The sequence below is a fragment of the Microbulbifer sp. MLAF003 genome (assembly GCF_030012965.1).
In the GTDB taxonomy this organism is placed as follows: domain Bacteria; phylum Pseudomonadota; class Gammaproteobacteria; order Pseudomonadales; family Cellvibrionaceae; genus Microbulbifer; species Microbulbifer variabilis.
The window spans coordinates 4770713-4794461 of record NZ_CP120232.1; the positions used below are offsets into that span (position 1 = coordinate 4770713).

The 23749-nt window shown below is 48.5% G+C and carries 27 protein-coding genes; 6 read left to right on the forward strand and 21 right to left on the reverse strand.

Going from position 1 to position 23749, the window contains the following annotated elements; translation table 11 throughout:
* Positions 1-113: 113 nt before the first annotated feature.
* Both P3339_RS22730 and P3339_RS22735 read right to left on the reverse strand, forming a co-directional pair.
* Complete coding sequence (locus P3339_RS22730) at positions 114-800, reverse strand: thiol:disulfide interchange protein DsbA/DsbL (protein ID WP_020413812.1); 687 nt, start codon at positions 798-800, stop codon at positions 114-116.
* Between the two features lie 230 nt (positions 801-1030).
* Positions 1031-1690: a c-type cytochrome gene (locus P3339_RS22735; protein ID WP_020413813.1), complete on the reverse strand. Its 660-nt coding sequence runs from the start codon at positions 1688-1690 to the stop codon at positions 1031-1033.
* Positions 1691-1814: 124 nt separating this feature from the next.
* On the opposite strand from P3339_RS22735, the gene yihA reads away from it, so the two are divergent.
* Complete coding sequence (gene yihA / locus P3339_RS22740) at positions 1815-2474, forward strand: ribosome biogenesis GTP-binding protein YihA/YsxC (RefSeq protein ID WP_020413814.1); 660 nt, start codon at positions 1815-1817, stop codon at positions 2472-2474.
* A gap of 171 nt (positions 2475-2645) precedes the next feature.
* Here yihA and P3339_RS22745 read toward each other — a convergent pair whose 3' ends face one another.
* The 5 genes from P3339_RS22745 to polA form a co-directional block, all read right to left on the reverse strand.
* The gene (locus P3339_RS22745) at positions 2646-2801 is read right to left on the reverse strand and encodes a hypothetical protein (RefSeq protein WP_157533525.1); all 156 of its coding nucleotides are present in this window, start codon (positions 2799-2801) and stop codon (positions 2646-2648) included.
* A gap of 31 nt (positions 2802-2832) precedes the next feature.
* Positions 2833-3291 (reverse strand): hypothetical protein, encoded by a 459-nt coding sequence (locus P3339_RS22750; protein WP_020413815.1) that lies wholly within the window; start codon positions 3289-3291, stop codon positions 2833-2835.
* A 620-nt stretch (positions 3292-3911) separates the two neighbouring features.
* A complete protein-coding gene (locus tag P3339_RS22755; RefSeq protein WP_282951997.1) occupies positions 3912-4880 on the reverse strand; it encodes a ribose-phosphate diphosphokinase in 969 nt (322 codons plus the stop codon).
* Positions 4877-5521: a dienelactone hydrolase family protein gene (locus P3339_RS22760; protein WP_282951998.1), complete on the reverse strand. Its 645-nt coding sequence runs from the start codon at positions 5519-5521 to the stop codon at positions 4877-4879. Before P3339_RS22760 ends, P3339_RS22755 begins: the two co-directional genes overlap by 4 nt.
* Positions 5522-6007: 486 nt before the next feature.
* The gene (polA, locus tag P3339_RS22765) at positions 6008-8746 is read right to left on the reverse strand and encodes a DNA polymerase I (RefSeq protein ID WP_282951999.1); all 2739 of its coding nucleotides are present in this window, start codon (positions 8744-8746) and stop codon (positions 6008-6010) included.
* 356 nt (positions 8747-9102) lie between these two features.
* Between polA and P3339_RS22770 the strand changes: the two genes are divergently transcribed.
* The gene (locus P3339_RS22770; RefSeq protein WP_282952000.1) at positions 9103-9387 is read left to right on the forward strand and encodes a hypothetical protein; all 285 of its coding nucleotides are present in this window, start codon (positions 9103-9105) and stop codon (positions 9385-9387) included.
* A gap of 75 nt (positions 9388-9462) precedes the next feature.
* Here P3339_RS22770 and P3339_RS22775 read toward each other — a convergent pair whose 3' ends face one another.
* Positions 9463-10368, reverse strand: coding sequence for a metal ABC transporter substrate-binding protein (locus P3339_RS22775; RefSeq protein ID WP_282952001.1), 906 nt, complete (start codon positions 10366-10368; stop codon positions 9463-9465).
* 106 nt (positions 10369-10474) lie between these two features.
* Here P3339_RS22775 and znuC point away from each other — a divergent pair, with 106 nt between their 5' ends.
* The 3 genes from znuC to P3339_RS22790 all read left to right on the forward strand — a co-directional run bounded on the left by znuC (position 10475) and on the right by P3339_RS22790 (position 14955).
* Complete coding sequence (gene znuC, locus P3339_RS22780; protein ID WP_282952002.1) at positions 10475-11305, forward strand: zinc ABC transporter ATP-binding protein ZnuC; 831 nt, start codon at positions 10475-10477, stop codon at positions 11303-11305.
* Positions 11306-12115, forward strand: coding sequence for an iron chelate uptake ABC transporter family permease subunit (locus P3339_RS22785; RefSeq protein ID WP_282952003.1), 810 nt, complete (start codon positions 11306-11308; stop codon positions 12113-12115).
* Between the two features lie 224 nt (positions 12116-12339).
* Positions 12340-14955, forward strand: a complete 2616-nt coding sequence (locus tag P3339_RS22790; protein ID WP_020413823.1) for a TonB-dependent receptor — start codon at positions 12340-12342, stop codon at positions 14953-14955.
* A gap of 437 nt (positions 14956-15392) precedes the next feature.
* On the opposite strand, the gene P3339_RS22795 is transcribed toward P3339_RS22790, so the two are convergent.
* From P3339_RS22795 to P3339_RS22830, 11 genes are all read right to left on the reverse strand, one after another.
* The gene (locus tag P3339_RS22795) at positions 15393-15620 is read right to left on the reverse strand and encodes a hypothetical protein (protein WP_282952004.1); all 228 of its coding nucleotides are present in this window, start codon (positions 15618-15620) and stop codon (positions 15393-15395) included.
* Positions 15621-15698: 78 nt separating this feature from the next.
* Positions 15699-16895, reverse strand: a complete 1197-nt coding sequence (locus P3339_RS22800; protein WP_282952005.1) for a dipeptidase — start codon at positions 16893-16895, stop codon at positions 15699-15701.
* Between the two features lie 89 nt (positions 16896-16984).
* A complete protein-coding gene (locus P3339_RS23705; protein WP_353056862.1) occupies positions 16985-17308 on the reverse strand; it encodes a CPBP family intramembrane glutamic endopeptidase in 324 nt (107 codons plus the stop codon).
* Positions 17275-17763 carry a hypothetical protein gene (locus P3339_RS22805; RefSeq protein ID WP_282952006.1) on the reverse strand — a complete coding sequence of 163 codons (489 nt, stop codon included), beginning with the start codon at positions 17761-17763 and terminating at the stop codon, positions 17275-17277. Before P3339_RS22805 ends, P3339_RS23705 begins: the two co-directional genes overlap by 34 nt.
* Before the next feature lie 63 nt (positions 17764-17826).
* Positions 17827-18246, reverse strand: coding sequence for an SCO family protein (locus tag P3339_RS23710; protein ID WP_353056863.1), 420 nt, complete (start codon positions 18244-18246; stop codon positions 17827-17829).
* Positions 18180-18512 carry a hypothetical protein gene (locus P3339_RS23715; RefSeq protein ID WP_353056864.1) on the reverse strand — a complete coding sequence of 111 codons (333 nt, stop codon included), beginning with the start codon at positions 18510-18512 and terminating at the stop codon, positions 18180-18182. Before P3339_RS23715 ends, P3339_RS23710 begins: the two co-directional genes overlap by 67 nt.
* Positions 18513-18516: 4 nt before the next feature.
* A complete protein-coding gene (gene cyoE, locus P3339_RS22815) occupies positions 18517-19410 on the reverse strand; it encodes a heme o synthase (protein WP_282952007.1) in 894 nt (297 codons plus the stop codon).
* Between the two features lie 44 nt (positions 19411-19454).
* Complete coding sequence (locus tag P3339_RS23720; RefSeq protein ID WP_353056865.1) at positions 19455-19748, reverse strand: COX15/CtaA family protein; 294 nt, start codon at positions 19746-19748, stop codon at positions 19455-19457.
* A gap of 46 nt (positions 19749-19794) precedes the next feature.
* Positions 19795-20577, reverse strand: coding sequence for a COX15/CtaA family protein (locus P3339_RS22820; protein WP_353056866.1), 783 nt, complete (start codon positions 20575-20577; stop codon positions 19795-19797).
* Entirely contained in the window at positions 20567-21208 is a 642-nt protein-coding gene (locus P3339_RS22825) for a redox-active disulfide-containing membrane protein (RefSeq protein WP_282952008.1), read from the reverse strand. The genes P3339_RS22820 and P3339_RS22825 overlap by 11 nt, the downstream gene beginning before the upstream one ends.
* Before the next feature lie 22 nt (positions 21209-21230).
* Positions 21231-21962 (reverse strand): SURF1 family protein, encoded by a 732-nt coding sequence (locus P3339_RS22830; protein WP_282952009.1) that lies wholly within the window; start codon positions 21960-21962, stop codon positions 21231-21233.
* Positions 21963-21994: 32 nt separating this feature from the next.
* Here P3339_RS22830 and P3339_RS22835 point away from each other — a divergent pair, with 32 nt between their 5' ends.
* The gene (locus tag P3339_RS22835; RefSeq protein ID WP_282952010.1) at positions 21995-22153 is read left to right on the forward strand and encodes a DUF2909 family protein; all 159 of its coding nucleotides are present in this window, start codon (positions 21995-21997) and stop codon (positions 22151-22153) included.
* Between the two features lie 118 nt (positions 22154-22271).
* Here the strand turns inward: P3339_RS22835 and P3339_RS22840 are convergent, their stop codons facing one another.
* Both P3339_RS22840 and P3339_RS22845 read right to left on the reverse strand, forming a co-directional pair.
* Positions 22272-23162, reverse strand: coding sequence for a cytochrome c oxidase subunit 3 (locus P3339_RS22840; RefSeq protein ID WP_020413834.1), 891 nt, complete (start codon positions 23160-23162; stop codon positions 22272-22274).
* A gap of 4 nt (positions 23163-23166) precedes the next feature.
* Entirely contained in the window at positions 23167-23739 is a 573-nt protein-coding gene (locus P3339_RS22845) for a cytochrome c oxidase assembly protein (protein WP_282952011.1), read from the reverse strand.
* Positions 23740-23749 lie beyond the last annotated feature (10 nt).

Sequence of the window (23749 nt, forward strand, 5' to 3'; positions counted from 1 at the left end):
GCATTGCAGCCAAAGGGCGCCGCATAGGCACAAGTTTGGTCTAAAGATTGGTCCTACAGGAACGCCGGATATAAAAAACCCCGCTCAAGGCGGGGTTTGTCTCAACAGGAATGTCAACCGCGATCTGCGCGTTCCTTAGCGATTAGGTAATCCGCCACCTGCAGCATCACTTCCTGGGAGTTGCTCTTGCCCTTATAGCCTGGCAATGAGGAACTGATACGATACTTTCCGGCTACAACCACTTCTGGAGTACCTGTCATTTTGTAGGCACGCTGATTGGCCATACCTTGCTTAACCTTGCTGTTGATGGCGAAGGAGTTCATCAGCTTGGCAGCCTTGGCACCGTCAGCACCGTGCTTGTTAAACAAGGCTTCAATTGCCTGCAGGTCCGGCTTCCAATTACGTCCCTCGCGGGTAGCCAGCATCTGGCGCTGGTTGTAGATAGTATTGAACAGCGGAGTATGCATTTTCTCCAGAACACCCATAGCATCAGCCACGTAGAACAGGCGCGCGTGCACATCCATCACAGGCTGCCAAATGGCGGGCAACTTAAGCAGAGCAACATCACTGGGCATATTCTTTTTCCAGCGATCCAGAGTAGGTTCGAAATGGTAGCAGTGAGCACAGCCGTACCAGAACATTTCAGTAACTTCGATTTTGTTATTGCTCTTTTGTGCAACCGCCTGTGGTAGTACCTGATAGTGCTGGCCAGCCTTAAACTCGCCGCTTTCCTGGGCGCAGGCCACCAGACTGAACAATACAGCCACTACCATCGTTATTGGGGCGAGAACTGCTCTCATAATAAGTCTTCTCCAACTTGTACATTCGTGATTCGAATACCGGCTTGCGACTGGCTGGCGGACCACTGAGGACACAATAGACAACGCAGATTATTTAAGTTCCCGTTGCCACTCGCAAGGAAACGCCGTAAAAGCTGCAATACTTTACCCAATTCCCCGGCCTTTAAGCGAGCTTCGGGTACAAAAAAGGCCGGTGTGTGACCGGCCTCTCGTTACTGTGACTGGGTGATTTACTCTGTCAGACCAGCAATGTAGTTGGCCACAGCCTTAATCTCTGCATCAGAGAGCTGCTTGGCTACGGTACGCATGGTGCGGGTATCGCCATCATTATCGCGGGTACCAGCGCGGAAAGCTTTAAGTTGAGCCTCAATGTACTCGGGATACTGACCGGACAGACGCGGGTAACCAGCGGGCGCATTGCCCAATCCAGTGGGAGAGTGACAACCCATACATGCGGGCACCCCGGTCTCCATATTGCCGGCTCGGTACAGCTTGCGCCCGAACGCCAGGCCGTCAACACTGTCTCCACTGTTTAATTTAATGGCGATCGCCTCGGAACCGGAGAGTTGCATGGGCTGGGAAGCGAAGTAAGCGGCAATATCCTGCAGATCCTGGTCATTGAAGTTATCCAGCTGGCCAATCATCTGCGGCACATCGCGGGTTTTGTCCTGGATGTCCTTGAGCTGCTTATAGAGATATTTTTCGCCGAGGCCGGCAATTTTTGGGAAGGCCGGGGCCAGGCTGTTGCCATCAGTACCGTGACAAGCGGCGCACTGGGCGGCTTTCGCCTTGCCCGCAGCAGCATCGCCCGAGGCCATTGCAAAGGGTACGGCCCCCAGGCCGATAACCAAACCGAGTGCCAGAGCAGTGTTCTTGATAATGCTGTTCATACGTCGTCCCGTTGCGCGCTGAGATATGGCGTTTCGTGTCGCCCCCAATAGTCCTGCGACGCGAAAACCGCGGCATTATATACTTGCGCGCCAAGCGAGTGTACCGAATCAGCAGACTTAAACGATGTCAATTACCGAATTTGAAGCCCAACCGCAAAAACTGAACTATCGTACTATACGATTTCTTACCAGTGCCCCCACCCTGACTGAGTGTCCAGAGGACTCAGGTGCGGAGGTAGCGTTCGCCGGCCGCTCCAATGCGGGCAAATCCAGCGCCATAAACGCCCTTACCGGCAATAACAAATTAGCACGCACCTCTAAAACCCCTGGTCGCACCCAGCTGATCAACTTCTTCAGCCTTTCCGAGCAACAGCGCCTGGTGGACCTGCCGGGATACGGCTACGCCAAAGTAGCCCGCGCCATGAAGGACGAATGGCAACGCCATCTGGCCGAATACCTGGAGCAGCGCACCTGCCTGAAAGGCCTGGTGCTATTGATGGATATTCGACAACCTCTCAAAGAGTTCGATATACATATGCTCACATGGGCCGTTGAAGCCGGTCTGCCTGTGCATATCCTACTCACCAAGGCAGACAAACTAAAAAATGGCCCCGCTAACAATGCCCGCTTTGCTGTAGAAAAGGCCATCAAACAGCAGGGCCTCGACCGTGGTGTAACGGTGCAGACTTTTTCCTCCACCAAGAAAGCTGGATTGGACAAACTGGAGCGTAAATTAAACGCATGGCTTGCCCCACCAGTAGAGGGAAATACAGCAGGGGGCTAATGTATCACTTGCCGAAGGAGCCTCAACCGGGGGGACGAATCCCAGATCAGGCTCCAAACTGCCACCAATACCTTCCCCACTGCTCAAGACCTGTACAGTAGATATCAATAAGGTGGCGACCAGAGAGGTCGGGGACTCAAAGGCCGCCAGATCTATTTAACCCCACTGGGCCTAACCGCGCTTCGCAACTGGCATCAGGGCACGTAATAAGACCTTGCGCAACCGTTGATGCGCCCTGGGCGTTGGACAGAATAGCTCTTCAGCAGAGAGGTACCGCTGTGCCAATAACTCAACAAGAGTCTCCTCGCGAATAGCAACTGTGAGCAAATCCGAAGGCTCCCCAGCGGGAGACTGTTCCTCAGTGCAGGCGCCAACTCGTTTCGGCTCCAGTTGCGGCTTTGCCTCTGGGGACTGCTGACATGAATTCTCCTGAGCCATCTGGGTAGAGGGCACTAATGCATTCAGCGGCAACCTTATTTTTATCGCGCTCTCCCAGCTGGCGGGCGAGTACTGAACTGGCTCCCGCGAGGATGTAGTGGTGTAATTTTTCATCGCCCTGCTCCCGGTAAGCTTCCATCAGGCTGGCCGCGCTCTCGCTAAAGCGCTGCGCAGAAACGGCATAGCTGGGCCACTGGCGTGCCAGCAACATACCGGCAACATCAAAAGCACACCCCAGATAAGGAATAGCCTCCGAGTGATGTCCATCTTCTATTAGGAGCCTGCCGCGCTCCATCCAGTCTAACCACGCCTTTTCTGCACGATCCCTGTTATCGAACAACCATTGACGGTGATTTGCACATAGGTAACGTAAATTCACGGTAACCCCCCTGTTAGAACTCAATTAACATTAATGCGAACCATTATCATTTGCAAGTAAGTCAGGAAGGTTTTTCTGCAAATCTGCGAGGGGGCTACACCGAATAAAAAAAGCCGGCAGATGGGGGCTGCCGGCTAGGGGTCAGTGCCCTTGGGGTGGGGCACTTCCAGACGCATCCAGGGGGACGGATACGCCTGAGGGTTCCTTGATAACACATCCTTAACCTACTTGAAGGCTAGGCTGGTGCCAGAAACATTCCCAGCCACCAACCGGTATCATCGAAGAACTGTAAATACTATGCTCACAAAGAAATAAATTCAGGAAATAGATTCCATTCACGCAATGAAAAGGAGACTTACGGAGGGTAACTCTCGTAAGAAAAAAATCTTCTGGGACAAAAAAACCCCGGAGTTGGGGAAGTCCGGGGTTAAAAAGCTGAACGCTTTGGGGTTAGGGAGCAACAATGATCTGTACTTTCTGATACATCACCACCCCCATTTGTTCCCAGGGCTTGCGTAAATAAATGTAAACTGCCAGCTATCCGTTGAAACCAACGCAACCAGATCAACGAAGCAGGCGCCAGTAGCAATTATGGCGTTATTCTCAACTCCCACGCGCCCTCAAATAGTTAGCTCACTCACCGGGCCGGCGGTATGCAGGCGGCGGATTGCTTCGGCCACCAGGGGGGCACAATCCACCAATTCACAATTCTTGGGCAAGTTCACCTGAGGCAAAGAATTAGTGACAGCCAGACACTCCAAGGGGAGGCGCGCCAATTCATTTCGAGCATCACCACTAAATTGGCCGTGACTGGCCAGCGCCAATAACCGTTCCGCTCCTGCTCTCTGCGCAGCACCTGCGGCACAGCAGAGCGTAGCGCCACTGGCAATCAAGTCATCTACGATAACGACCGCAGCCCCGGCAACTTTACCGACCAATGTGCCACCAGTCAGCTGCTCTCCACGCCGGTACTTCTCGACAAACACCCTACCAATCGGACGCTGTAATCGCTCACCCAGTGCCTTGCGCAATTTTTCCGCCCGCTTTATGCCACCCTCATCCGGAGACAGCACAACCAATGGCCGCGTTTCATTCGCCAGGCGCGGTACGGCGAAATCCAACAGTGGAGATTCGGCCAATAAATGTACTGTGCGACAGCGGAAAGCATTTTCAAAGGAGGAAAGATTATGGGCATCCAATGTCACTACTGTGTGCGCACCCACCGCCTCCAATAAGCTGGCGAGATAGCGGGTAGGCAGTGGGTCGCGCAGGTTGGTGCGCCGATCTTTGCGTCCATAACACAGGTAAGGCATCACCGCGGTTATCCGCATTGCACCGGCATCCCGCAAAGCTCCAATGAAAAACAAGCTGCGCAACAATTTTTCATCCACACTGCTATGAGGGTCGACATATAAGGATTGCACCAGGAATACGTCTGCCCCCTCCACATCATCAAGGGGGCGCACTTTGTGCTCTCCATCAGCAAAATAGCGCTCTTCATGTCGAGCCAGTGGCTCTCCAAGGGCTGCCGCCACTCGCCCGCCAAAATCGGCACCGGCATCCAGACTGAAAAGTTTCAAACGGCTCATAACAGGTTCGTGCGAAACCAGCGGCTAGTAAGATGCACTACCTCATCCATGGCGCCGGGCTCCTCAAACAGGTGACCCGCATGGGGAATAATCTGTAACCGAGGACCATTTACCATATGCGTCAGGGCCTCTTTGTTCATCTCCAATACCTGCTTGTCATCCCCTCCGACCAGCAACAGCGTCGGCGCTTTCACCAGCGGCAGATCAGAGCCAGCAAGATCCGGCCGACCACCGCGCGAGACCACTGCGCCTACCAGGGACGGCCGCTCAGCGGCAGCCACTAGGGCTACGGCGGCACCTGTACTGGCACCGAACAAACCAACTCTCAGGTGCTCAGTGCTCTCCTCATGGGCCGACCAGTCCAGAACTTCCACAAGGCGCCTTGCGCTCAGGTCGATATCAAAGCGGTACTCGCAAGTAGAAGCATCGGCGCGACTCTCTTCGACACTCAATAAGTCAAACAACAATGTGGCAAAACCAGCATCATTCAGTCTACTGGCAACAGTCAGATTGCGCGGACTGGCCCTGTTGCTGCCGCTGCCGTGAGCAAACACTATCAGTGCCCGCGCCCCCTGTGGCAGCGTGAGCGAGGCGTTCAAAGTTATGTCTTCTGTCGCCAGCGCTATGGCTTGGCTCTGCATCCACTGCCTCCAACAGACAATTGGCCAGGCACGATAGTGTCCCTGGGATAAAGAAGCCTGAAGAAAAACCAGAATGAATAAATTCTCTGTTGTGCTCAGACTAGACCAGCAGAACGCCAGAAGCTCTGCCAATTGGAGCCAAATGGCTTAAACCATTAACAGTTTAGGTTGTGGGAGTTAGAAGTCTTAGGGCAAAAAAATGCCCCGGACTTGGGGGAGTTCCGGGGCAAACATCTGACTTCCTTGGGGGATGATGACGCATTCCAACAATCTTGCCTTTTTAGAAAGTCTGTCGCCGGAACAGTTCCACGAATTTATGCAAAGAAAGTAAAAACGCCGATCAAAACACGAAGATTGGCGCTATTTTCTTCAAACAAGCACCTGTGTAACCGCCAAGGTGACAAAAGTCACGATGGTATATCCATCTTGTGGCGCCAAAGTGCTTTTAAGGCAAAATCAGTGGGCCTCATCCCAGCTAAGGCAAAATCAGTGGGCCTCATCCCAGCTTTTGCCACGGCCGACATCGACAATTAACGGCACATGCAATTGGGCGGCACCCTGCATCAGTTCCACTAAACCATTGGCCACTGTCTCTATCTCCCCTTTGGGTACCTCAAGCACTAGTTCATCGTGCACCTGCATAATCAGCTTACTAGACAGCTTTTCTTCAGTGAGCCAGGCATCAACGGCGATCATAGCGCGCTTGATAATGTCAGCGGCGGTGCCCTGCATGGGCGCATTGATCGCTGTACGCTCAGCGGCTTGGCGCTGCATACCATTGCGCGAATTAATTTCCGGAAGATACAGCCGGCGACCAAATAGCGTCTCGACATAGCCTTTTTCTGCAGCCTGGGCACGTGTTTCCTCCATATAGCGCAACACACCCGGGTAGCGTTCGAAATAACGATCGATATAAGTCTGTGCATCGCCGCGCGGAATATCCAATTGCTTTGCCAGGCCAAAAGCGGACATGCCATAGATCAAACCAAAGTTGATCGCTTTGGCGCGGCGGCGCTGTTCGTCGCTCACCTCGCCCAAAGCCACTTCAAAGACCTCGGCTGCGGTGGCGCGGTGGATATCCGCTCCCTGGGCAAAGGCATCCAGAAGCCCCCTGTCGCCAGACAAATGCGCCATGATACGAAGCTCAATCTGTGAATAATCCGCCGCGATAATTTCGCTGCCACCATTAATTCGGGGGTCGGCAGTAAAAGCTCGACGAATTCGACGTCCTTCCTCAGTGCGAATAGGAATATTCTGCAAATTGGGATCACTGGAAGACAGGCGACCTGTGGCCGCCACCGCCTGGTGATAAGAGGTATGCACGCGCCCGCTGCTGGGGTCGATCATTTTTGGCAGTTTATCGGTATAGGTATTTTTCAACTTTGCCAAACCTCGGTACTGCATGATCAGGGCCGGCAGCTCATGGTTATGAGCCAGCTCCTGCAGCACCGCCTCTGCCGTAGAAGGTGCTCCTTTAGGGGTCTTTTTAATTACCGGAATCTGAAGTTTCTCAAATAAGATGGCGCCAAGCTGCTTGGTGGAGCCCAGGTTAAATTCCTCACCTGCTACATCGTAGGCCTGTTGCTCCAGCTCTCGCATTTTCTGCTCAAGCTCCGCGCTCTGCTCCGCGAGCATCTTCGCATCAATATAGGCACCACTACGTTCCATACGCGCGAGTACCGGCAACAGTGGCATCTCGATCTCATCGAGCACCTTTATTAGAGTTGGCTCCCGCCTCAACCGTGAATCCAACTCATTGTGTAACCGTAGGGTGATATCCGCGTCTTCAGCCGCATAGGGGCCAGCCTTATCCAGCTCAATCTGGTTGAAAGTGAGCTGCTTTACACCTTTTCCTGCAATATCCTCAAAGTGCACCGTATGCTCACCAAGGTACTTGAGCGCCAAGCTGTCCATATCATGGCGACTGCCGGTACTATCAAGCACATAGGATTCCAACATGGTATCCCGTGTGATGCCGCTGAGCTCTATGCCGTAATTGGCCAGAATATGACTATCGTACTTGAGATTCTGACCCACTTTTTTCTGCCTGGCATCCTCCAGCAGGGGCTTTAGTTTTTGCAAAACCTCTTCAAAGGGTAACTGCTCAGGTGCCCCCATATAGTCATGGGCCAGGGGAACGTACGCGGCGCAGTGTGGTTGAACGGCAAAAGACACCCCCACCAGTTTTGCCTGCATATAGTTAAGGCTCGTGGTTTCGGTATCAAAGGCGAACATATCTGAGTCTTTTAGCTGCTGCAGCCAAGCATCAAATTCCGCCATATCCGTCACTGTAACGTAATCCCGCTCAACAGCCTCAGCCATAGCTTCATCGGCTTCCTCACTGGTCAGCTCCTCCAACCAGCCGCGAAATTCATTTTGTGTAAACAGTTCTATCAATGCCTCTGTATTAGGCTCAGCATTGTGCAGGTCCTGTGGATGGTAAGGCATTTCTACATCGGTTTTGATGGTCGCAAGCTTGTAGGAAAGCTCTGCCGCCTCGCGATGCTCCGCCATTTTCTTGCCGAGGGTCTTGGCACCGCGAAAACCTAGAGGCGCAATAGCATCCAGATTGGCGTAAATATCCTTGATTCCGCCTAGATTCTGTAACAATGCCAGTGCAGTTTTCTCACCTACTCCGGGAACACCGGGTATGTTGTCGGACTTATCTCCCATCAGGGCGAGGAAGTCGATAATCAGCTCAGGCCCAACCCCAAATTTTTTTACAACACCATCACTATCCATTTCAGTGTTGGACATGGTATTGACCAGGGTGACGCCGGGGCGCACGAGTTGCGCCATATCTTTATCACCGGTGGAGATAATGACTTCCTGACCTTTGCGCTGGGCTTCCAAAGCCAGGGTACCGATTACGTCATCCGCCTCAACACCATCAACTACCAGGCGCGGCAGTCCCATGGCGTCGATGATGTCGTGGATCGGCTGAATCTGCTCACGCAGATCGTCGGGCATAGGCGGGCGATGGGACTTGTACTCAGCAAACATCTCATCGCGAAAAGTCTTGCCCTTGGCATCAAATACCACCACTACAGGGCTATCCGGATGCTCCTTCAAATGGCGGCGCAGCATGCTGATCACACCACGCACTGCCCCGGTGGGTTTACCCTGGGTGGTAGCCAGTGGCGGCAGGGCATGAAAAGCGCGGTAAAGGTAGGACGAGCCATCCACCAGGATCAGAGGGGCGGCGTGGGTATCTTGTTTACTCATAAATTATGGGAATCTTGCTTGCTTATTAGGGCGCTTGGCGCGAATGGCAGGCTGATAGGATAACGCCCTTCACATAGTTTTTCCGCCTATCGAGATCCTTCACAGGCAATTGCCGCCTCTGTACCCCACATTGCATCAAAGCCAACTCGCCTCGACGTAAGGTCGATAACTATCGGCGCAGCAACCTCACCATATTTCCAGTCTCTACTAGTCTTGCGGGTAGCGACTTAACCATTCGCTATCTCCCCGGGAACTTCTGGCAACTGGCTGCCTGCAGGCGGCGCGGGACCTTTTATTTTCCGGAAAACGATACCCATCAGATGTTTAAAGGAAGGATTCTAACTATGAGAGGAGTGATGTACGCCGCTCTTATACTTGCCGCCCACTCTCTGGCCACACCGGCTGGTGCGGTTTCAGCCTGTGAAACGGAGAAGACCCAAAAGGCAAATTCTGCCACAGCGGTATTTCCACACACGCAGGGGCACGAGTTGATGCTGGAGCAGGCTACAAGGGAACAAGAAAAAGCCTTACTAAAACGCCAGATGCGCCAACTGGAAAAACTGCGCGAGCAAGCTGAACGCGAAGCGGTGCGCGCCGAGAAATTACAGCAATTGAAAAGTGATACCACCAATGCTGGTTAACCACCACCGACCTCTTTCATGCCCGGCAAGATTATTGCCGGGCACCTTCTCCAAACTCCACAAGCCTCCTGAACATCAACCCGGTACTTCGCCCAGCTTGGTTGTATTATCAGGAATCTGGCTTAGACAAGCACGAGCCTGAATTAACAGGGACTCGATCAGGTCTTGATAGCTGGCGCCGGCGGCTAATTTCTCCCCTAGAGGATCCAGAGCCGCATACTCCAGGCCCAAATGCAGGGCCAACTGTCTGTCGCGATCATTCTCCGGTATCCCGCCAAATAGGCAGCCCTTCTCTACCGCGGATAGATCAAGCATTGCCCGAACACCGTGACTGACGCCACTGCTATCACTGAGGGCATGGGTTTGTACCCCGGCAGAGCCGAAGAAATGCCCATAGGCATCGTGGGTCACCACTACCGGCACATCGCGGTAACCCCACAGTGCCCGATCTAACACCTTTTGCAGGCTGGCCATAGACTTGGAAAAATCCCGCGCCCGCGCCCGGTAGATCTCGGCCCGCTGAGGCTGCAGCTCGGCCAGGCGCTCTGCTATCTGGGCCGCAGCAATCGCCGCATTACGTGGGCGCAGCCAGACATGTGGGTCAGTGGCACTCGCACCCTGGAACTCATAGTCGGCCGCGCCAAGCAGTTGCAACTGCCTTTGTTCAGGCAAGAAGGTCGCCTGCTTCGCGAGAACAGCTTCCATCTGCGGCCCCAACCATACCAGGAGTAGCGAGCGCTCCAGAAGGGCGCGCTCAGACACACTAGGGGCGTAATGATGTGGATCACTCCCCTGAATCAGTATCCGCACCGGTGTCTCCTCACCAGCGATTTCGCGAGCAATCAATGCCAAAGGACGCACACTCACAACCAGCTCCGTCCTATCGACAGGTTGAGGTTTACCACAAGCGAATAGGCATAAAATCAGCACAATCAGCGCAGAAGAAAACAAAGTACGTACAGAGAGAGACATGGGAGACATTTAACGACACAAAACTGCGATATAATCACAAGCGGCCTTAAGCCGCCAGCCCGATTACCCTTCGGAGCATCTGGCAACCAAGCACCCAAGGGCCTACAAACATAATATGGTTTTCCCCGCCAACTCCGGAGATAACAACCTGAGTTCTTCAGCGCCACTAATTACCGCCGACAGCATAGCTTTACAACTTGCCGGCCGGCAGTTGCTTAGGGACGTTTCCCTGGAGCTAGATCAGGGGGAAATTGTCACCCTGATCGGCCCGAACGGTGCCGGCAAGACCACATTATTGCGGTTACTACTTGGCCTTACTAAGCCAACCAGTGGCAACATCTGGCGCAAAAAGGGGCTGCGCATTGGCTATATGCCCCAGCGGTTGCATATCGACAGCTCCATGCCAATGTCCGTCGAGCGCTTTTTGCTGCTGGGCCAAGCCAGTATGACCCCTCTTCAGGCGCAAGAGGCACTGGATAGAGTGGGAGCAGGGCTATTACTCAAAGCCAACCTGGCCAACCTTTCCGGCGGCGAGATGCAGCGAGTCCTCCTCGCCCGCGCCGCATCCCGCAAACCGCAATTACTGGTGTTGGATGAGCCCACTCAGGGAGTAGACGTGAGTGGACAGAGCGAGCTGTATCAGCTGATCGCCACTCTCCGCGACGAGCTCGGTTGCGGGGTACTACTGGTTTCACATGACCTGCATCTGGTAATGGCCGCTACAGACAGAGTGCTCTGCCTAAACCAGCATATCTGCTGCCATGGTCATCCGGAGCAGGTGAGCCGGGATCCCGCATACCTGGAACTCTTTGGTGACAAGGTGGCTCCCTATACCCATCAACATAACCACCAGCACAAATTAGGCGGTGATATAGCGATTGTAGGGGACTGCATCCACGACCACTCCGATACAGCCTCCAGCGGCAAAAAAAGAGAGCAAAAATAAGTGGTGGAATTCGGCGAATTACTGCACAGTCAATTTCTTTGGTTCGCCCTCGGTGCCGGCCTGCTAGTCGCTGTAGTAAGTGGCCCCCTGGGGTGCTTCGCCGTATGGCGACGCATGGCCTACTTTGGTGACACTCTGGCTCACTCCGCTCTACTCGGCGTCACTCTAGGCTTTATCCTGCATATCATGCCGACGCTGGCTGTAGGCGCCACTTGCTGTCTATTGGCAATATTGTTGATGTATCTACAGCGCAGACAGAAATTGGCAGTGGATACCCTGCTCGGCATTCTATCCCATTCGATGCTGGCCCTTGGCATAGTGACAGTGAGCCTGTTCAAAATAAAAGTGGACTTACTCTCCCTTTTACTTGGCGACCTTCTCGCTGTCGGCGGTCAGGACCTGCTACTTATGTGCATCACGGTGGTGGGAATTCTGACGCTGCTCTACTTCCTGTGGGAAAAACTTCTGGCTTTTACCCTGCACGAAGAGCTGGCTTCCGTCGAAGGCGTACCGGTGGAAAGGGTGCGCATGACTCTGATGCTGATGCTGGCACTACTGATCGCTATTGCCATGAAAGTAGTCGGTGTTTTGCTAATCACTGCATTACTGATTATTCCCGCAGCAGCCGCTAGAAAACTTTCCCATACACCGGAACAGATGGCACTGCTAGCCTCTCTGATCGGCTGCCTTGCCGTCATACTTGGCCTGATGGCTTCAATTTTGTGGAATACGCCCGCCGGCCCCTCTATCGTCCTGGCTGCTGCAATATTTTTTCTCGTCTGCCAGATACGCCTATCCAGAAGCAAGTAACGCCAAAATAATATTCACTGTATAAATCAATCGATAAGTGCCACTTGTCGTATTTTGGCGCACATATGATCTATTTAAGGTGACTCATATCACCTATTTCCCCAATAAGCCTGAGCCCCGCCTCCAGCCAATTGTTTCAATTTATCGCCATTGCTAGTGTTGCCCGACGACCAGCCACTTTGGGCCAGTCACGGACTATGACAATAAAAAGGTTGAGCAAAAACATGGAAAAATTCACTCTCCGTCGCAACGTATTGGCCAGCGCCATCTTGGCTGCGGCCGCAACAACAACCCCGCAAACCCTCCTTGCTGCAGAGGAAGGTGCTATAGAGGAAGTCACTGTTGTTGGCTCCCGTATCAGTCGCAATTCAGAATTTGAAAATGCCACTCCGGTCCAGGTAATGGATCGCGAAAGCATCGAGAGGTCTGGTTACACCAACCTGCAGCAGCTGTTTGAGAAAAACCCCGCAGCTGGTAACGGCACCTTTTCCACCCGCGGCAACAACCAGGACTCTACCGCCAATGGCGCAGCGGCAGTTAGTTTGCGCGGTATGGGCGCCGACGCCACCCTGGTACTGGTCAACGGCAGGCGAGTCGCTATCAGCGCTTTCGCCGAAAGCATTACCACTAACTTCGTGGATATCAACAGTATTCCCCTGGCTGCGGTTGAGCGTGTGGAAGTCTTGAAGGATGGCGCCTCGGCTATTTACGGCTCTGATGCGGTAGCCGGTGTGGTCAACCTGGTACTGCGTAAGGACTTTGAAGGCACTGAAGTATCCATGGATTATGGCAGTGCAGATGGATATGACGAGCAGTCTTTCTCCGCGGTTTGGGGCATCAATGGGGAAAACTCCAATTTCACCGTTATATTGGATCACCACAAAAACAGCCGCCTGGCGAGTACAGAGCGCAGCGGCCTGGATACAGCGAATCAGTCTGGACGTGGCGGTATGGATTTTCGCTCTTCCCGCGGTTACCCAGGCAGCTTTACCCTGGGCAATGGGACCATTCTGCCTGATCCCAATTGCCCGGAGGATCGTGATACCGGCGAGGTTTGTGTATATGACTACGGCCCCTGGACCTTAATTACCCCGGAGGCCGAGCGAACAGGCCTGTTAATGCTGGGCCATACAGACCTCAATGAGAATATCGAATTCTTCAGCGAAATCGCTGTTCAGCACAATACTTCTGTAGCCCAAGGAGCCCCAACGCCCTTGGATGGTGATGCAGGCCTCTATGTACCTGCCGATCACCCCAACAATCCTTTCGGTGAGGATGTGGACATCTTCCGCTATCGCACCGTGGATGCCGGTGCGCGCCAATGGGATATCGAGACAGACAACTTGCGCGGTGTTTTCGGCCTGCGCGGTAGTATTGCTGAATGGGACTGGGAAGCCTCTGTACAGCGTTCACGCAGCGAATCGACCCAAACCGGGGACCGTTCCCAGGGCTGGGTGCGCACCGACCTGCTCCAGCAGGAAATCAATGCCGGGCGTTACAACCCCTTTGGTGGGGTCCAAAACCCCGATTCAGTGATTGATGCGATTACCACCAGTTTGGTTCGCCAGGGCAAGTCTGATCTTACCGCTTACGACCTCTCCATTAATGGCGACTTGTTTGATACCAGTAACGGGACTATCGCCATGGCAGCAGGCCTTGAGTACCGTGAGGAAAAAGCCTCAGATATCCCCGACGACCAGTTCCAGCGTGGCCTGATCTTTGGTACAGAATCAGTTTCCGCCAAAGCCAGCCGGGATATCACCTCGGCCTATGTTGAGTTTGCCATTCCACTGCCAGCCAATTTTGAGTTGAGCCTGGCTGGCCGCTACGACGACTATAGCGATTTCGGCAGCACCACCAATCCCATGGCCAACCTCCTGTGGACAGCCAACGATATGCTATCCCTTCGCGCGTCCTGGGGTACCGGGTTCCGTGCTCCATCACTGGCACAGGTTGGTCTTGGAGATTCACAAGAGTCTCTATTCTTCATCGACACTTATGGATGTGAGGTTAACGATACATATTGCAATCAGACCGACTACACCATTATTTACTCCGGAAATCCTGACTTGGATGCTGAGGAATCAGAATCCTTCAATATCGGTGGTGTTTTCCAGCCCCTCGAAGGCCTACAGCTATCGCTGGATTACTGGAATATCACCCAAGAAGGAAAGATTGATGAAGTACCTTTTGGCTACCTTTACAACAAGTACTGTAATGACCAAAGCAGCACTATCTGCCGTCGGGATACACCGGTAGCCGGTCAGTCTTTGGGAGCTCTACAATCTATTCGCAGCGGCTTCACTAATATCGGCGAACAAGAAGTATCGGGCGTAGATCTAAGCGTAGTTTATAGTGGGCTCGAATTGGCAGGCGGTGATTTAGGACTTCGCCTGGACTATTCCTACCTGGCAGAGTTTGAAAGAGTAGAACTGAACTCTGAGGGCAGCGCCTTCCTCACCAGGGATTTAGCTGGAGAATACGAGTATCCACAGCATCGATGGAATGCTACTGCTGACTGGACCTTTGATACTTTCGGCTTCAGTGCTGGTCTGAGTTACATTGGTGAGTTTGAGGATACGCCAGATATTGATTTCGATGGCACCCTTGACTATGACACCAACAGCTCACGCACCGTAGATTCATTTATGACCATGAATCTACAGGCACGCTTTACCGGTTTTGAAAATATGATTCTGAGCTTGGGTGCCGACAATGTATTCGATGAAGAGCCACCATTTGCGATTGGCGACGGAAACACTGACCTGTATGGTTATGTTGAATCTCAACACGATCCTCGTGGTCGCTTTATCTACGGCAAGATGACTTACACCTTTTAAATAAAAAGTAACCACTGATCCAATAAAAAAGGGAAGCTTGAAGCTTCCCTTTTTTATTTTCAACAATCAACTAGCGCAACAATACTCAGTTCTTACAATTCTATAGCTTAATTCTCGTTAGACTTTTTTTCACCAACTCTGAGCCCGCTTTATGAAACTCATATACAGTTAAAGTAACACCAATCAACAGGCAAATAAAAACGCTAATTCCAATTGTTAAAATAAATGAATCAGACACATTTAGCCTCGGCGCGCTAGTAGTGCAGACACTTTAAAGTAGATACCAAACCCTAAAATACTCGGCACCCACAAGGCAGTAAAAATTCCTTGTTCTTTATATCCATTGAACCATAAGAACCCCGACAGGAAAAAAGATATGAAAACTGCCAACATGATAAAAAGATCAGACATTTTTAGCACTTTATTTCCCCTTTACGCTAGTCATAATCCCAAAATCCAACAGCCGCCATTAACAAACCGATTATTGTAATGCTTGCAGGTATTCGCATCCCTGTTATTCCAAAAACTTGAAGTATTGAAGGAACCATTCCCAAAAGGCCAAACAAAGCCCAGAAGAAAAATGGCATAGCTACCAACAATCCGATCCAACCAATTACCAATCGGAATTTCTTAGAACGACTAACAGTGTCGGCCTTTTTCTTCAACAGATTTACTATCCGCTATGACATCTGAGAGAATAAACTAGTGACAGCATAGTTTAATAATGAGGCTTCAACAGGCACTCAAATCTTCTGCATGGCAGAAAAATCTTCATTCCTCTGCCAAACACGTAATAAATTACCCCCAAGAATCTTTCTAATATCGTCATTGCTATAACCACGTTTCAACAGACCAAGAACCAAATTAGGATATTCAGATACGTCTTTCAAGCCGACGGGTAAACTATCTCCAACGCCGTCAAAATCAGAACCGATTCCTATGTGATCAACACCTACTAAATCTCGAATATGATCAAAGTGATCAAGGACATCATTTAGATCTGCGTAAATGAATTTATCTTTTTGTAATTTTTCTGTATATTTTTTCACCTCAGTATTTTCTTTTACTAAGTTTCTCTCCTTTATAAAATTATCGACCGCCGAATTAATTTCAGCATAAGACGTTCTGGACTTGGCGCTGATAAACGTTGAACCAAAATTAATCATTATTACGCCATCCTTTTTGGCGAGGGCCTTGATCATTTCATCACTCATATTGCGCTCAAAATCAGGCGTAAAGTGCCTCGCTGATGAATGAGAAGCTATTACAGGAACTTGGGAAATCTCCAGTACCTGCCAGAAAGCTTGATCAGAAATATGAGATACATCAACCATGACACCCAGTACATTCATTTCCTGAACTAATTGCTTACCAAAATCACTTAGCCCCTGCCAAGGGCGCTCTTTATCGTAGGAGGAATCAGAGATATGATTACTCTTTGAGTGAGTCAGAGTGATATATCTCACCCCTCGATTATAGAAATGCCGGAGGTTTTCGATACTACCATCAATAGCAGCACCATTTTCCATTCCTAGAGGGAAGGAGAGCTTGCCCTGTGCTACCTGTCTATTCAATTGATTCAAGGACATAGGAATAGCAAATTTATCAGGGTGTTTGCCCACCAGTTCTTCAACATTATCTATTAACTGATCCGCATACGCTCTAGCGCTACCATCTTTCTCTTTTTCTGCCGGGATATAAATCGACATAAAGGGCGCATTTAAACCTCCACTTTTCGCTCTTGGAAAGTCAAAATCGCCTCCTGTAGTCGATAACCCAACATCCACATTTTCCTTAGATAAACGATAAGGAACATCGATGTGACCATCAATCAAAATATTTTCTTGAACCAGTTTTCGTGCCCGAGTCTGCAAGTCAACATTTGTTTCATTACTACAAGCAGTCAACAGTATTATCAGAATAAGAGAATACTTTTTCATAAAATAAATTCCAGAATTCAATTATCACCCAGACTAATCAATTTTTTACAGGATAATTTATCAGTTTTAAAAGGCTTGTTATTCATCAATCAGCCAGGCAACGGATAAGGGAGAGTTAGCATATGGAGGAAATTAACCCCCCAATGTGCCAACACACAGATCCAAAAGTTTCTAAACATATACCACAGTATTGCATAGCATAATGAGGCGATCCCCAATAACAAAACAGCAGCAGAATTGGCCGACCAGCCAGTGTGTAGTAGAACAAACAGAGTTGCAATAATAGGAACGGAAATCCATCGTAAGCGGCCCAGCCCCTCCTCCAGACCTCTCTGTAATATCCAACGGAAAAAACCTTCCTCACTAACACAAACAATAATTAAGTTAATAAGCGCGGCAAAAAAATCACCCAAGATAATTTTATCGATGGACCATAAAGGAACATACCTGTAATTACAGGAATAATAATAGCCAAGAGTAGATAGCGGAGATCAGAAATTCTTATCGTCTGACGTAATCGTAACATAAAAGCGAGTATTGCAATTGAAACAATTGCTTTACCGACATTAAAACCAGCATATATGAGATTTCCACTACTATCTGAATAAGGTGGCAAGACGTGTAAGCGATTACTGCCAGGGATGATATTAGAAGCAGCCACTAGCATAGAAATAACCGCAATAAAATATAGGGTAAAGCGCCGCCAACCTTTACTTACTTCCAACCCTACCAATACAAACCAGATAACTGGTGCTAGCAGACCCGCCCAACCAAAAGGAATTACACACAGAGATAAAAGAGCTGGTGCTCCCCAGGGAATACCTTCTCTATCTAATAAATTTCTAGTCTCAGAAATACTATTTCGCATCTTCAGATCACCGTTTGGAAAGCGATCCTCCCCCTCTTTAAATATAATGAATATAACTGAAAATCAACCATTAAATGTCGCCCGAATTGAGCGATAAGTTAATTTTAACTTAGCAGGATCCAAAGGTGCCTTAAAAAAAGCATGATAATGGCCAAAGGGGTTTATTAACACCACCTGAGAACCATGATCAACCGTATAACCGCCCTCATCCAGCATTACTTTGTTGAAAGGAACATTGAGTTGGCTAGCAAAACGCTTTATTTCAAAAAAATCCCCAGTAATTCCATGGAACTCTTTGTTAAAGTAACGTACATAATCATGTAAAATTTTTGGATTATCCCTGGCCGGATCAACAGTGACCAGAATTATTTCGGTATTACTCCGGGTATTACCGTCAAGGAGCTGATAAAAACTATTTAAAGTGGATAATGTGGTAGGACAAATATCTGGGCAGTGTGTGAAACCAAAAAAACTAAAGTCCATTGGCCTTTTAGGCTATCGGTATGAAATACTTCTCCAGTATCTGAAACCAACTGAAAATTATCTAATATCCTTGCCTTCTGAAGTTTTACCGCACCATTTAATCGCAATTCGGAATCTGTTATTACTCGTGGCTGGCTCAACTTATGAACAAAGCCGACTAATACTGCTACTATGAATAACAGTAAAATAGCAATTGTGACACGAATACCACGTTTCTGACGTTGCTCAGTTAGCATATCATTATTATTTAATCCACTATGATTCATATTCTTACACCGCTATTAAGTAGTGATCTAGCAACATAATGCCAAAAAGTGCCATCAAATAAATAATGGAATACCTAAATGTCTCTATGCCTGCATTGGGATCTCTGCCACGCAACATTACCAGGCTCCAATAAATAAATCCCAAGCCAAGTACAATCGCACCCAAGAGGTAAAGCCAACCCAGCATAGCAGTGGCAAAGGGTAAAAGACTTACTGCGAATAAGATGAATGTATACAGCAAAATATGCAAATTGGTATATGGCACGCCATGGGTAACAGGAAGCATAGGAACATTAGCTCTGGCATAATCATCCTTCCTATGTACTGCCAACGCCCAGAAATGTGGTGGGGTCCAGGCAAAAATTATCAGCACAAGCAACAAGGCATGGCCATGGATTTCACCAGTAACCGCCGTCCAACCAAGTAAAGGCGGCGCAGCCTCGGCAAGGCCGCCAATTACAATATTTTGTGGAGTGGCATGCTTAAGGAACATAGTATAAATAACTGCATAACCCAATAGCGATATGAGTGTGAGCCAGGCAGTTAAAGCGTTTATAAAAACCAAAAGCACAACCATACCAAGCAGTCCAAGTGCCAGGGAGAAAACCAGTGCCTTACGTGGCTCAACCCTCCCCTTCGCTACTGGTCTGTTACTGGTGCGCGCCATTTTAGTATCGATATACCGATCAACTAAATGATTAATTGTTGCAGCACTCCCAGCACATAGTGCAATCCCAATATTCCCCAATATCAAAGTATGCAATGGCACCATACCCGGCACCGCAAGTAACATACCAATTACTGAAGTTAGTATCATCAGCATAACTACTCGAGGTTTAGTCAGCTCGTAGTAGTCACGCCAGTTTGTTGAATTTAATTTAGCAGTTTGTATGGTCATAATATTATTGATCTCCTAACTTCCCTGATATGAACCTATTCTTGTTAAAGTTCGCCAGTCAGAGCAGACCTTGGTAATACTAAATTAGTTTGAGCTTCACTATCTTCTATACCCGATGGTTGAACAATCTGAATACGATAATAAAAAGTCAAAGTGACTAACAGTAGTAAGGCCGCACCCGCGTTATGTGCAACTGCAATAGGTAAAGGTAAAAACATAATGACATTTGCTATACCCAGACCTAACTGAAATAAAAGAAGTCCACTTAGAATCAGTGCCCAACGATGTAGACCTACTCTCCAATTCAGTATCGCCAACGTGAACACTACCAAGGTCACCAGTAGAGCGCCGATCCGATGACTAAGATGGATAGCCGTACGTGCATCACTCTCCAAAGCCCCCCAAATAGTTCGGCCCTATTTGTTGAGTAATATTAAATCCCTCTTGGAAGTCAGCCTGTGGCCACCACTCTCCATGGCAGGTAGGAAAGTCCGGACATGCGAGTGCTGCGTAATTGGAGCTTGTCCATCCACCCAAAGCGATCTGCAATACGATAACTAAAACGGCCAAAAACGCTAGCGGACGTAACCTCTGTAGAGCACGGTATTTATCCACCGGAATATAAATGGGGGTTTTTCTCATACGTTCTATCAAAAGCCATAACATAGACAATGTGGCCATGCCTCCCAGTAGGTGAGCGGTAACCACTTGCGGCCAGAGTTTTAACGTTACAGTCCACATCCCAAATATTGCTTGCAAAACAATAAGAGCCATCAACAAATTAGTTTGCTTAAGCGTGCGTTTATTTGGGCTACGCCAACTCAAGTAAGTCAAAGTAGCAACCACCAATAAAAGTATCCCTGCAAAGTAGCGGTGAACCATCTCTGGCCAGGTTTTGCTGCCATCCACAGGAGCATCTGGAAAGGCTTTATTGGCAGACTGAATTTCATGAGCCTCATCTGGCCAAGTGAGGTGTCCATAACAACCAGGCCAATCGGGGCAACCTAAGCCAGCATCAACCAATCTAGTAAATGCACCTAAAACGACCACTACTACTGCCAAAATACAGCCCGCTAACGCCACTTTTGAACGTAACCCAAAATTCGGACGTGCATTACTATTCCTATTAGTTGTCGACTCCATCCCCTGATCCTTTTTATTTCTCATAGGAGTACTTCAATAATCGTTTAATATCTTTCAACAACTGATTGCCGCTATGATGGTTGTCATAAGCCATCATAGCGAAGCCTTCCTGGTCAATGAGAAGCGCTTTGACTTCATCTACATTCTGAAGGGCTGCCAATTCCTGTAAAGTTCGGATACTATTCTCGTTCAATTGCAGAATTTTCAGACGTGGATGTTCAACCCTAAAATATTCTTGTTTTTCAAGAGATATTGGTGCACCAGTTACTAGAAGCCGCTCCACTCGGTGTGCTTTTTCACCAAGGCGTATATGCACCTGACGACTGGTATACAGAAGTTGTTCACACTCATTGCTACACTTTGAGCCTCCAATAATCAGGTACCGCCATTTTGGAGACGCATCTAATGGAAATATCTCTTCTTCACCTTGATAAGACACTTTGAGATTATTAATTTTTATTGGAGGTTGAATTAATTCTCCCTGATTAGTAGTTTTGTTGGGTATACCAAGTCCGGTATAGAAAACAATATATGCTGCAATCATGGGCAACAGGACAGATGCAACAATTGATATCCCTTGCAACTTTCTGGAAGAAAAATAGCTGGTAGTTTTACTAGCATATTCAGAGGTAGAGACTTGTTCTTTATTTTCCACTCCAGCAACCCTTCATTTATTTCTATTTATATCCAAAGAGCCTACCAAAATTGGTAGCCGCGAACACCCATAAAATTACCAAAGCTATTGCCATACAGAACCATTGTACGGAGTATGCTCTATGACGCTCTGCACTATTTTTAATGAAATTCCAGTCAGTTACTAATGCAGAATTTGAATCGGCACTAAGTCTGATCACCCAAGATGCATCATATAGATCTAGTTTTTTCATCAGATTTTTATCGAGTAACTGTATTCGCCGATTTTTTTCTTGAGCAGACAGATTATTTAAAGTTTTTTTTGCAACAGGATAGAGAAAACCTATAATTTTTATAGGGTTCTTTGGATAAAAAACTTTTGGAAGTACATCTCGGTTCATTGATAAGGGTATCCATCCACGGTTTATCAACCACCTTTGGTCGGCGGATATAAAAACCTGTAAGACTTCATAACCTGCCCGTCCACTTCGAGTCCGGTTATCCAATAAGAAGTATTCTCCGGTGTACTGCCCCGACAAACTTACTGGAGTAAATCTTCTTAAATCTAAATTTGCATCAGGTCTTGCCGGTTGTAAGGACAACCTCGCATCAATCTCTTCGCGAATGGTTTCTTTATATTCTGCTCGCTCCAATTGCCAAAATCCCAATGAGACTAAAATTGGAAACAAGCCTATTGAGAAGAGGGTTATAGGCCAGTTACGAATCAGTGTTACACTGGTATTTTTCGTAGGAACTGATGGTATCTCTACTCTCATACGTTACTACATCACTGATGGAAAATAATAATATGTGGCTGAAGATAGTTATTGTGGTTCTATTTCTTGCGGTACTGGTCAGCCTTTCCAGTGCTTTGTTTTTTCTACTACGGGATATGGGAGCCCCCAATCAAAGCGTACGCTGTATGCATTGGGAATCAGAATTTCCCTTGCCGCTTTACTCTTATTAGCTATTTGGTACGGTTTCGAGAGTGGAATTCTCGCTAAGAGCGCACCTTGGGCAGACAAATATTAATTCTTTGATTCCCCTTCTACTTCTGTAAAGGGGGAATCAAAGATACAACGATTCTAAGCTCCAAGAACATAGACAAAGATAAAGAGGCCAACCCAAACAACATCTACAAAATGCCAGTACCAGCTCGCAGCTTCAAAACCAAAGTGATCATTAGGTTTAAAGTGCTGAGCAATTACAGATCGCAACAACATAATTAATAACATGATGGTCCCCAGGGTCACATGGGCACCATGAAATCCGGTCAACATAAAAAATGTAGTGCCATAAATTCCGGATTCTAACGTAAGCCCTAAGTGCTGATATGCTTCATAGTATTCTTTCGCCTGTAGGTACAAAAATACGGCTCCAAGAATTACTGTAATTCCCAACCATGCATTGAACTTTCCACGCTCACCTTTTTTAAGAAAAACATGAGCGAAGTGAACTGTGACACTGGAAGTCAGCAGAATGAGTGTATTCCACAATGGAAGGTGCCAAGGATCAATAACATCTTTTGGCCCTATAAATTTTGCAGTATCACCATGGGCTGCTGCATCTGGAGTCACATAGAGTGGCCAGGTATTTTCAAAACCTTCCCACAACATATTGGAAATACCATTTTCTCCCTCTCCTGCGAGCCAGGGGACAGAAAAATTTCTTATGTAATACAATGCTCCAAAAAATGCCGCAAAGAACATAACTTCAGAGAAAATAAACCAACCCATCCCCCATACATAAGATCGCTTCAATTGTTCACTATTCAAACCTGCCATATTTTCCTTAATGACAGCAGCAAACCAGAACCACAGCACAGTCGCCAGGGTAAGCGCACCAGTAAAGAAAACATAAGAACTGCCACCATTGATCCAATTTGCAGCACCAAAAGCAATCAAAAACAAACCAATGGTGGCAAATATTGGCAGCCTAGACTGTTCGGGTACATAGTAACTGCTTTCAGTAGCCATATTTTTATCCCTCTCGCGCGGACTTGGTATTATTTTTATCGACATTTTTAGAAATTCTTTCCGTAACATCGAACAGCGTGTAGGAAAGGGTTATGGTTTTCACATTTTTAGGTATATCTGGATCGACAATAAATCTAAGAGGTAGCTCCGCTTTCTCCCCTGCTTTTAGCTCTTGCTGATTAAAACAGAAGCACTCGGTTTTATGGAAATATTGCGCTGCCTTAAACGGTACCAAGCTTGGAATAGCCTGGCCGATCATATCCACTTTGGTAGGGTTAAATGCGAGAAACACAGTATCCATGATCTCACCCGGGTGTACTTCTATCGACATAACACTGGGAGAGAATTTCCATGGCATATTGTCATTATTACTCGCTACAAACTGGACTGTGATTGACCTGCTGGTATCTATAGCTGCAGGCACGGCCTCGTAACGCCCTCCTGTTTTACCGTTTAAACCAGTAATTTCACAAAAAGCGTCGTAGAGAGGCGGCATAACAAATATAGCGAATACCAGCATGCTGGCGGCTAGCGCCAGCAATTTCGCAGTAACTTTGCTATTTTTGCTGATTCTCATTAGCTATCCA

Bases quoted from the DNA above. Each gene is read 5' to 3' on its own strand.
- P3339_RS22820 (WP_353056866.1), bottom strand. From the start codon at position 20,577: ATGAGAAATAAAAAGGATCAGGGGATGGAGTCGACAACTAATAGGAAT.
- P3339_RS22805 (WP_282952006.1), bottom strand. From the start codon at position 17,763: ATGCGAAATAGTATTTCTGAGACTAGAAATTTATTAGATAGAGAAGGT.
- P3339_RS22830 (WP_282952009.1), bottom strand. From the start codon at position 21,962: ATGAGAGTAGAGATACCATCAGTTCCTACGAAAAATACCAGTGTAACA.
- P3339_RS22845 (WP_282952011.1), bottom strand. From the start codon at position 23,739: ATGAGAATCAGCAAAAATAGCAAAGTTACTGCGAAATTGCTGGCGCTA.
- znuC (WP_282952002.1), top strand. From the start codon at position 10,475: ATGGTTTTCCCCGCCAACTCCGGAGATAACAACCTGAGTTCTTCAGCG.
- P3339_RS23710 (WP_353056863.1), bottom strand. From the start codon at position 18,246: ATGGACTTTAGTTTTTTTGGTTTCACACACTGCCCAGATATTTGTCCT.
- P3339_RS22840 (WP_020413834.1), bottom strand. From the start codon at position 23,162: ATGGCTACTGAAAGCAGTTACTATGTACCCGAACAGTCTAGGCTGCCA.
- P3339_RS22760 (WP_282951998.1), bottom strand. From the start codon at position 5,521: ATGCAGAGCCAAGCCATAGCGCTGGCGACAGAAGACATAACTTTGAAC.
- P3339_RS22775 (WP_282952001.1), bottom strand. From the start codon at position 10,368: ATGTCTCCCATGTCTCTCTCTGTACGTACTTTGTTTTCTTCTGCGCTG.
- P3339_RS22770 (WP_282952000.1), top strand. From the start codon at position 9,103: ATGTACGCCGCTCTTATACTTGCCGCCCACTCTCTGGCCACACCGGCT.
- P3339_RS22835 (WP_282952010.1), top strand. From the start codon at position 21,995: ATGTGGCTGAAGATAGTTATTGTGGTTCTATTTCTTGCGGTACTGGTC.
- yihA (WP_020413814.1), top strand. From the start codon at position 1,815: ATGTCAATTACCGAATTTGAAGCCCAACCGCAAAAACTGAACTATCGT.
- P3339_RS22755 (WP_282951997.1), bottom strand. From the start codon at position 4,880: ATGAGCCGTTTGAAACTTTTCAGTCTGGATGCCGGTGCCGATTTTGGC.
- cyoE (WP_282952007.1), bottom strand. From the start codon at position 19,410: ATGACCATACAAACTGCTAAATTAAATTCAACAAACTGGCGTGACTAC.
- P3339_RS22735 (WP_020413813.1), bottom strand. From the start codon at position 1,690: ATGAACAGCATTATCAAGAACACTGCTCTGGCACTCGGTTTGGTTATC.
- P3339_RS22790 (WP_020413823.1), top strand. From the start codon at position 12,340: ATGGAAAAATTCACTCTCCGTCGCAACGTATTGGCCAGCGCCATCTTG.
- P3339_RS23715 (WP_353056864.1), bottom strand. From the start codon at position 18,512: ATGAATCATAGTGGATTAAATAATAATGATATGCTAACTGAGCAACGT.
- P3339_RS22730 (WP_020413812.1), bottom strand. From the start codon at position 800: ATGAGAGCAGTTCTCGCCCCAATAACGATGGTAGTGGCTGTATTGTTC.
- P3339_RS22800 (WP_282952005.1), bottom strand. From the start codon at position 16,895: ATGAAAAAGTATTCTCTTATTCTGATAATACTGTTGACTGCTTGTAGT.
- polA (WP_282951999.1), bottom strand. From the start codon at position 8,746: ATGAGTAAACAAGATACCCACGCCGCCCCTCTGATCCTGGTGGATGGC.